6 protein-coding genes are annotated in these 6323 nt (G+C 61.5%); all 6 read left to right on the forward strand.

Annotation, left to right across the window (positions count from 1 at the left end; translation table 11 throughout):
* Window positions 1–836: ABC transporter ATP-binding protein (locus tag AC1DT3_RS09845; RefSeq protein ID WP_477465074.1), on the forward strand; the 836-nt coding region annotated here is incomplete at its 5' end.
* 190 nt (window positions 837–1026) lie between these two features.
* A complete protein-coding gene (locus AC1DT3_RS09850) occupies window positions 1027–2034 on the forward strand; it encodes a LacI family DNA-binding transcriptional regulator (RefSeq protein ID WP_477465075.1) in 1008 nt (335 codons plus the stop codon).
* Window positions 2035–2126: 92 nt separating this feature from the next.
* Complete coding sequence (locus AC1DT3_RS09855; RefSeq protein ID WP_477465079.1) at window positions 2127–3386, forward strand: ABC transporter substrate-binding protein; 1260 nt, start codon at window positions 2127–2129, stop codon at window positions 3384–3386.
* Between the two features lie 65 nt (window positions 3387–3451).
* Entirely contained in the window at window positions 3452–4303 is an 852-nt protein-coding gene (locus AC1DT3_RS09860) for a carbohydrate ABC transporter permease (RefSeq protein ID WP_477465076.1), read from the forward strand.
* Window positions 4300–5154: a carbohydrate ABC transporter permease gene (locus tag AC1DT3_RS09865; RefSeq protein ID WP_477465077.1), complete on the forward strand. Its 855-nt coding sequence runs from the start codon at window positions 4300–4302 to the stop codon at window positions 5152–5154. The genes AC1DT3_RS09860 and AC1DT3_RS09865 overlap by 4 nt, the downstream gene beginning before the upstream one ends.
* A 9-nt stretch (window positions 5155–5163) precedes the next feature.
* Window positions 5164–6213: an ABC transporter ATP-binding protein gene (locus tag AC1DT3_RS09870; protein ID WP_477465078.1), complete on the forward strand. Its 1050-nt coding sequence runs from the start codon at window positions 5164–5166 to the stop codon at window positions 6211–6213.
* Window positions 6214–6323: the final 110 nt, after the last annotated feature.

The following is a 6323-nucleotide window of genomic DNA, read 5'->3' on the forward strand; positions in this document are numbered from 1 at the left end:
CGCTCTACCCGCATATGAGTGTGCGCCAGAACCTGGCGTTCGGCTTGGAGRACAGCAAGATGCCGCGAGTGGACATCGATGCGAAAGTTCTCGAGGCGGCGCGACTACTCCTGATCGAGCCCCTTCTGGCGCGCAAGCCGGGTCAGCTCTCTGGCGGGCAACGCCAGCGCGTCGCCATCGGGCGGGCCATTGTTCGCAACCCGGGAATATTCCTGCTGGACGAACCGCTCTCCAACCTCGATGCGGAATTGCGCGTGGTGATGCGGGCTGAGCTCGCCGCGCTCCATAAGCGACTTCGTGCGACGATGGTCTACGTGACGCACGATCAAACCGAGGCCATGACGCTTGCCGATCGGATCGTCGTGTTGCGTAACGGCAGGATTGAGCAGATCGGAACGCCGCTCGATCTCTACAACAATCCCGCCAACCAGTTTGTGGCGGGATTCATCGGCTCTCCTCGCATGAACTTCATCGAGGCTGAAACCATTCATATCGGGGACGGAGTTGGAGTCGCGATCAATGGGCGGCAGCACCGACTGTCCGGGCCGGCTCTGAGACCGGATGCGAAGATTACTCTCGGCATCCGTCCGCACCACGTGCAGGTCGCGGAACCGGGGACCGGCACGATTCCGATTGCGCTGACGCTCGTCGAGCAGCTCGGCGCGGAAACCGTTCTTCATGGCAAGACGGATCAGGGATCGGACTTTACGCTCTCGGCGCCAGGGCAGGGTCGTTACAAGGTCGGCGATCGCCTCGACGTGACATTGCCGCACGAAAATCTCCATGTCTTCGATGCGGACGGACGCGCGTTGGCCTCACAGCAAAGGTCTGCCTGACACGCAAATTCGCCTGCGGCCGAGGCCAGGTTCGAGGTGCGGCGCGCGGCCCGAAACCCCGCGCCGATGATCGGCCTTTCTCACGTCGTCCGTCACTTTCGCTGCCCTAAAGATACCGTCGACTAAAGGCGAACTTGATTCTCCAAAACGTTTTGGAGAACATCCTGGAACGCTCGGAGACGTGTGACTTTTGTCGAACCTCAAGCAGCTGGCCCAATCTCTCGGTCTGTCCATCACAACCGTATCGCGCGCTCTGGACGGGTACTCGGATGTGGCCGAGACCACCCGCGAGCGTGTGCAGCTCGCCGCGAAAAAGATGAACTACCGGCCAAATCCGGCGGCCCGCAGTCTGCGGCGTCGTAAGGCCGAGACCGTCGCCGTCACACTCCCATGTGAGCCCGGACATTTCGGTCCGCCCGTCTTCCTGGATATGTTGGCGTCGTGCGGTCAGCGGCTGGCGCAGGAAGGCCTCGATCTGATGCTCGTCCCGACGATGAGCCATCAGGGCGAGATGGAAACCTATCGCCGTCTGGTGGACGGCAGGCGTGCCGACGCGATGATCGTTGTCCGCACGTACAGGAACGACGAGCGCGTCGCCTATCTGAACAGCCACGACATCCCGTTCGTTACACACGGCCGTACCGAGAACGAGGCGCAGCATGCCTACATCGATGGGGACGGCGAAGCGGGATTCGGTGATGCGACTCGCCTCTTGGCATCACTCGGCCATCGACGAATTGCGCATGTCGCGGCGCCTGCCGACCTCACTTTCGGGCATCTTCGTCGTGCCGGTTGGCATCGCGCCCTGACAGAGGCCGGGCTTCCGGCGGATCTCGAAGTCAGCGCGCAACCCAACGAGGCCGGTGGGTACATGGCAGCCAAGGCACTTTTGTCCCGCGATCAGCGGCCGACGGCACTGCTCTGCGCCACCGACAGCATCGCCATCGGCGCGCTTGGCGCCCTTAGAGAATTAGGGCTGGCGCCTGGGCGCGATGTCGCTGTGATCGGGCACGACAATCTCCCATMGGCACGTTTCATGGATCCCCCGCTGTCGAGCATGGAAATCGCTACTCCGGATGTCGGAGTGCAGATCGCAGAAATGCTGATGGCTCGATTGGGTGGAATGAAGCCGCAAGAGTTGCAGCGGGTATTGCCGGTACGGCAAGTGCCGCGGGCGACACATCTCGGACTGAATTGAGGAACCGCTTCGCCCATCGACCCGGGGTGGAGCGGACGCGATAAGGGCGACGGAGGAAACAGACGATGTCTAGCTATGGTGCAAGTTTGCGAATGGCCGCGACGGCGGCTGCACTGATCGGTGGCCTGTCCGCTGCAAAGGCGCAGGAAACCATCTTCTATTCGACACAGCTGCGGCCGATCGAAGAGGCGACCAAGGTCCGCGACGTTCTCCTCAAGGGTATTCCCGGAAAGGTGACCTACGTCGTCGACGAACCGCCGGCGTTCGCGGTGCGCATGAAAGCCGAGACTCAGGCCGGAAAGCGCACGGCAAGTGTCGTCGGCGCGCTTCACGGTGAATTGCAGCCCCACGTCCCCGACGATATCCAGCCCCTCGACGACTTGGCCGCCAAACTGGCCGACCGGGGTATTCCGAGCAATCTGATGGAGCTGGGAAAACTCGGCTCGGGCAAGCAGCAATACATCCCCTGGATGCAGGCGACATACATCATGGTCGCGAACAAGCAGGCGCTGCAATATTTGCCTGCCGGTGCAGACGTCAACACGCTCACCTACGCGCAGTTGCAGCAATGGGCGAAAACCATCGCCGACCGCACGGGGCAGCGTCGCCTTGGCTTCCCGGCTGGCCCGACGGGCCTGCTGGCGCGGTTTTTTCAAGGGTACTTCTATCCCTCCTTTACGGGCGGGGTCGTGACGCCCTTCAAGTCTGCCGATGCCGAAGCCGGCTGGAATGCGATGAAGGAGCTTTGGGCTGTCACGAACCCCAACTCCACCAACTACAATTTCATGCAGGAACCTTTGCTCGCCGGCGAAGTGTGGATCGCATGGGATCACGTGGCGCGAGTGAAAGAAGCGCTCGAGGCGCAGCCCGATCAATTCGTCACATTCCCGGCTCCCGCCGGTCCGAAGGGGCGCGGCTATATGCCTGTCGTCGCAGGTCTCGCAATTCCCAAGGATTCGCCGAACCGCGATGGCGCGGTTGCCGTTATCGAACACCTCACCAAGCCGGAAATCCAGGTGAAGACGGCTGCCGAAGTTGGCTTCTTCCCCGTCGTCAAGGCGGAGCTTCCGAAGGACCTCAGCCCCGGCGTCAAGCTGCTTGCCAGCGCGGTCGCTGCGACACAGGGGGCCAAGGACGCAGTCGTATCGCTTCTCCCGGTTGGGCTCGGTGCGAAAGGTGGCGAATTCAACAAGGTGTACCTCGACACGTTCCAGCGCATCATCTTGCGCGGTGAACCGGTCAAGACGGTACTTGAGGAACAGGCCAAGGTTCTCGATGGCTTGATGAAGCAAACGAACGCTCCTTGCTGGGCACCCGACAAGGCGAGCCAGGGTGCTTGCCCCGTCAACTGAGACCATCGCTCCTCGGTCGGTTGATCGGCCGAGGAGCCTCTTGTCGACTCCTTGATGGTGGCTTGATGACGTCGCGTGCTCGATGGACTCCCTATGCTCTGATTGCACCCTCGGTGCTTTTTCTTGGTGCGTTCTTCCTCATCCCGCTCGTTCAGACGGTTTGGTTGTCGTTTGCGGATGAGGGCGGGCTTTCGCTCGCCAATTACGCGCGCATGGCCGGAGATCTGAATTTCTCGCTCGCCATCCGCAATACATTTCTACTGACGCTCGTGGTTCTGCCGATCCAGGTCGCTCTGGCCATCATGATGGCCGTGATGTTGACGAAGATCGGTCGCGGACGGGATCTTGTCTTATGGATCCTGACCATCCCGCTCGGGATCTCCGACCTGGCGGCGGGCTTGGCGTGGCTCGCCATTCTGCAGAACTCTGGCTACCTCAATTCCGCGCTTTTCGCGCTCGGGGTCATCCCGGGTCCGGTCGGTTGGTTGTCGCAAGAAACGCCTGTCGCCTTGTTCATCGCCATCGTTCTGGCGGAGGTGTGGCGCGCGACGGCGATCGTCCTCGTCATCATCGTCGCGGGCATTCAGCTGATTCCCAAGGAATTCGCCGAAGCAGCGGAAGTTTTCGGCGCGAGACCCTGGACGCGGTTTCGCCGGATCACGCTTCCTTTGCTCAAACCAAGCCTCCAATCGGCTCTGATCCTGCGCACGGTTCTGGCCTTCGAGGTCTTCGCGGTCGTCTATGCGCTGGGCGGGACGAACTTTCCCGTGCTCGCCGGTGAAGCCTATACGTGGCAGAACGTGAACCAGAATTACGGCGTCGCCGCTGCCTACGCCGTTCTGATCATGGCGATTTCCCTTGCCGCCACGGCTGTCTACATCCGCGTGCTGCGCGTTCGGCCGGAGCAACTGCCATGAATGCACCCGCCGACACTGCGCTTGCCATGGAGAAAGCCCCGGCTCTGCCCGGTGCACGGCGTTTTCTGTTGTGGACGGGCATCGTCGTCCTGCTCGCCTGGGTCCTCGTGCCGATCTACTTCGTTGCCCTGGGGGCGTTCGGAGGACGGCTCGGCGTGTACCGGTGGCCGAAATCAATTTGGCCGACCGATCTCTCCATTGCACCGATGATGCAGTTCCTCAACATCGAGGGTGTGTTCAGTGCCTTGATGAATTCGCTCATCGCCGCGGGGCTGACAGTCGTGTTCTCCCTGCTGCTCGGCGCGCCGGCCGGATACGCGCTCGCGCGTTACGCGTTCAAAGGTCAGACCGCATTCCGGCTTCTCGTTTTGCTGACGCGGGCTTTTCCGCTCGCGATCCTCGCGCTTCCCCTTACGGTATCGTTCATTCGGCTCGGCCTCTACGACACACCATTCGGCGTGTCTTTGGTGCATACGGTTCTTGCTCTTCCATTCGCTGCGCTCGTCACCCAGAGCCTCTTCATGGGGATCCCGCGCGAGTACGAGGAGGCGGCATGGGTCTTCGGGTGCACGCGCTTCCAGGCCTTTGTCAAAGTGGTCCTTCCGCTGGCGCTTCCGGGGCTTGCGGCAACGGCCATCTTTGCCTTCGTGATCTCGTGGAACGAAGTCTTTGCGGCGTCGATCCTCACCGTGCGTGAACGAACGTTGACCGCCTATCTCCTCAAAGTCCTCTCCGAGAGCCCGCTCCATTATCGCTTTGCCGGCGGCTTCATTCTGATCATCCCATCCGTCCTCTTCATTTTCGCGGTCAGGCGATACCTGTTCGCGGTGTGGGGCATTGCGAGCAAATAGCGAGGTTCCATGGCCGATATCGTCATTGATCGGGTCGCCAAGACGTTCAGCGGCTTCCAGGCACTCAAGGAAGTTTCCCTGAACGTCGGGGACGGCGAGTTCGTCGCGTTGCTCGGSCCGTCCGGCTGCGGCAAGACCACCCTTCTGCGGATTATCGCAGGCCTCGAGACGCGGAGTGCCGGTCGCATCGTGATCGGCGGACGGGATGTCAGCGACCTCGCGCCGCGTGAGCGCCAGCTCGCGATGGTGTTTCAGAACTACGCGGTTTTCCCGCATATGACGGTGTTCGAAAACGTTGCCTTCGGCTTGCGGATGCAGAAGAAGTCGCAGGCGGAAGTGAAGCGCCAGGTCGAGCAAGCGGCGGGGCTCCTGCACATCGAATCCTATCTCGACCGCTACCCGGCCAAGCTCTCAGGAGGGCAGCGCCAGCGCGTCGCGGTGGCTCGTGCGCTCGCCATCCAGCCAAGCGTTCTCCTCATGGACGAGCCGCTATCGAATCTCGATGCTCTGCTCCGTCTTGAAATGCGCACAGAGTTGAAGGCCGTTCTGCAGAAAGCGGGTACGACGACGATCTACGTGACGCACGATCAGACGGAGGCCATGGGCCTGGCCGACCGCATTGCTGTCATGTATGGCGGACGCATCGAGCAGATCGGCTCGCCCCTCGAGGTCTATGCCACGCCATCGACTCGCTTCGTCGGGGGCTTCCTCGGCAACCCGCCGATGAATTTCATCAAGGTCAAGGCAGAAGGTGGAAGGGTGCATATCGGCTCGGCCGATCTTCCTGCCCCGGCTGTCGAGGGCGATCTGGATCTCGGCCTTCGAGGAGAAGATGCCGTCCTATCGAGTGATGGCAGCGGTGTTCCATTTTCCGTTCGCGTCGTCGAGCCCATGGGCTCACATCTTCTCCTCACCGGCTCGATCGAGGGGCAGCCCGCTCGTATCGTCGCACCCCCCACTGCGAAAGTGAGAGCCGGCGAAAAGGTTGGTTTGAAGGTCGACCCGACGCGCCTCACCTGGATCGACGCCGCTAGCGGACGCGCGCTTGCACGACAATAAGGAAGTACCGTGAACGCAATGACCAAGCCAGACATGCATGAAGCCGCCCGCGCCATTCTGGCGCAAAACGATCGCGGTGGTTACACGGTTCCCACCGATCGTCTTTATCC

Source organism: Microvirga sp. P4_G7 (assembly GCF_056401005.1).

Bases quoted from the DNA above. Each gene is read 5' to 3' on its own strand.
- AC1DT3_RS09855 (WP_477465079.1), top strand. From the start codon at position 2,127: ATGGCCGCGACGGCGGCTGCACTGATCGGTGGCCTGTCCGCTGCAAAG.
- AC1DT3_RS09860 (WP_477465076.1), top strand. From the start codon at position 3,452: ATGACGTCGCGTGCTCGATGGACTCCCTATGCTCTGATTGCACCCTCG.
- AC1DT3_RS09865 (WP_477465077.1), top strand. From the start codon at position 4,300: ATGAATGCACCCGCCGACACTGCGCTTGCCATGGAGAAAGCCCCGGCT.